This is a genomic window from Kosmotoga sp., from assembly GCF_982836095.1.
In genome coordinates this window covers 1-1,916 of the sequence record NZ_CEYIHJ010000176.1, presented here as the reverse complement: position 1 = coordinate 1,916, position 1,916 = coordinate 1, and the positions used below count along the sequence as shown (strand labels likewise).

Here is a 1,916-nt window from a genome sequence, read left to right as displayed (position 1 = left end):
TTTTTCACCGGCGTGGTTTGCGAGTGTTATGGGAACCGGTATATTTGCGATGACCTCTCTATCATTTTCTGAGTACATTCCATTTCTGAAAACAATTGCATCCATCCTTTTTTATTTGAACCTCATCTTGTTTTTCCTCCTGCTGGTTCCATGGCTGCTAAGATGGACTCTTTTCAGGAATGAAGCGATGAAAGACCTGGAAAATCCTTTAAACTCGAACTTTTATAGTACTATCGCGGTTGCTATGCTCGTTCTTGCGGCGAATTTCATTTTTATAGCTGATAACATGCTTCTAGGGGAAATATTTTGGTTTGCTGGAACATTCTCCACCATCTTTTTTGGAATAGTGATCCCGTATTATATGTTCAAAGGGGAGCATGTTAAGCTTGACCACATAAGCCCTGCATGGTTTATACCGCCTGTTGGTCTAATAGTCATTCCAATTGCGGGAAGTTCTATTATTCCACAATTTTCCGGAACATTAAAAGAGTTTGTTATATTCCTTAATTATTTTGGATGGGGAGCAGGATTTTTCATTTACCTCGCACTGCTTGCAATCAGTATGTATCGTTTTATTCTTCATCATCCATTACCAAGTACACTTTCACCAACTATATGGATAAATCTTGGGCCGATTGGTGCTGGAACAGTTGCACTGGTCAACTTAGTCAATAGCTCATCCTTTGTGACAGTTAAGCAGCCTTTTTTTGTCTTTGGACTGCTATTCTGGGGATTTGGCATATGGTGGGTTCTGATAGCAATTGTGATGAGTTTGCATTACATAAAAAAGTTAAGTCTTCCGTATGCGATGTCCTGGTGGGCTTTTACTTTCCCTCTGGGGGCGTACGTAGCCGCAAGCCATTCCATTTCAAAGATATTCAACATAGAATTGGTTAACTATGTTGGTTTTGCCCTGTATTGGCTTTTAGCTATTTTGTGGACCGTAACTTTTGTAAAAACAGCGGTCAATGCTTATCACGGAACGCTTTTCAAAGAAAGGTAAGATAAATTTGCTGCTTCTTACGCCTATTTTATTCTTTTTTTCTTTGCATTTTCAATGCTTGGAATGGATTTCGAGGAAGCTATATAGTCGATACGTTGGTTAATCTGCTCGCAATCAATAACCAGAATATAGTTCGCAAAAGGGATAGTATCTAAAGTCAAGAAAGACTACCCAATTCTGGAGTACGATGATTCATTGGTCTGGAATCTGACTTTTAGGAGCAAAAAATGATCTACGAAACAACTGTTAAGAACCCAATAACTAAATCTGGCATACCGATAGCTGATTACGCAATAAATCCATATATCGGGTGCACCTTCGGTTGCAAATATTGTTTTGCCCAGTTTATAGGAGCTTTCAAATACAAAAAAGGTCAATGGGGAAAAGACATCTGGATCAGAAAAAACATTCCCCAAGTGCTTCCAAAAAGCCTTTCAAAGATAAGTCGAGGGCGTTTTTTTATCTCTTCTGCTTGTGATCCTTATCAGCATATTGAAAAGAAAACAAAACTAACCAGAGAGATTCTCAGGATATTGATTTCCCGCTGGATACCGGTGTTCATCATGACGAAATCCACTCTAATTTTGAGAGATCTGGATTTGTTGAAAGAAGCCAAAGACCTCGTTGTAAATATAACGATTACGAGCGATAGGGAAGATGTTAGAAAAATTTTGGAGCCGGGAGGTCCAAGTTTTGAAGAGCGATTAAAAACAGTCAGAAAATTGAAAGAAGCGGGAATAAATACAGGTGTATTCGTAGGGCCTGTACTGCCTATGAACCCGGAGAAGTTGGCTTATAGCCTTAAAAAGATTGTGGATCGTGTTCATCTTGACCCGCTGAACTACCCTAATCAAGTAAGAGCTTTATACAAAAAGTTAGGTTGGGAAAGCTGGCTATACAGAGATAAGTTCGA

General features: G+C 39.1%; 2 protein-coding genes. Both read left to right on the top strand.

From position 1 onward, the window contains the following. The coding region (locus tag AC3LHT_RS09560) for a TDT family transporter (RefSeq protein WP_488662727.1) at positions 1-1,003 on the top strand (1,003 nt) is incomplete at its 5' end. Between the two features lie 227 nt (positions 1,004-1,230). Then, positions 1,231-1,916, top strand: a 686-nt coding sequence (locus AC3LHT_RS09555) for an SPL family radical SAM protein (protein WP_488662726.1), incomplete at its 3' end; no start/stop codon positions are given.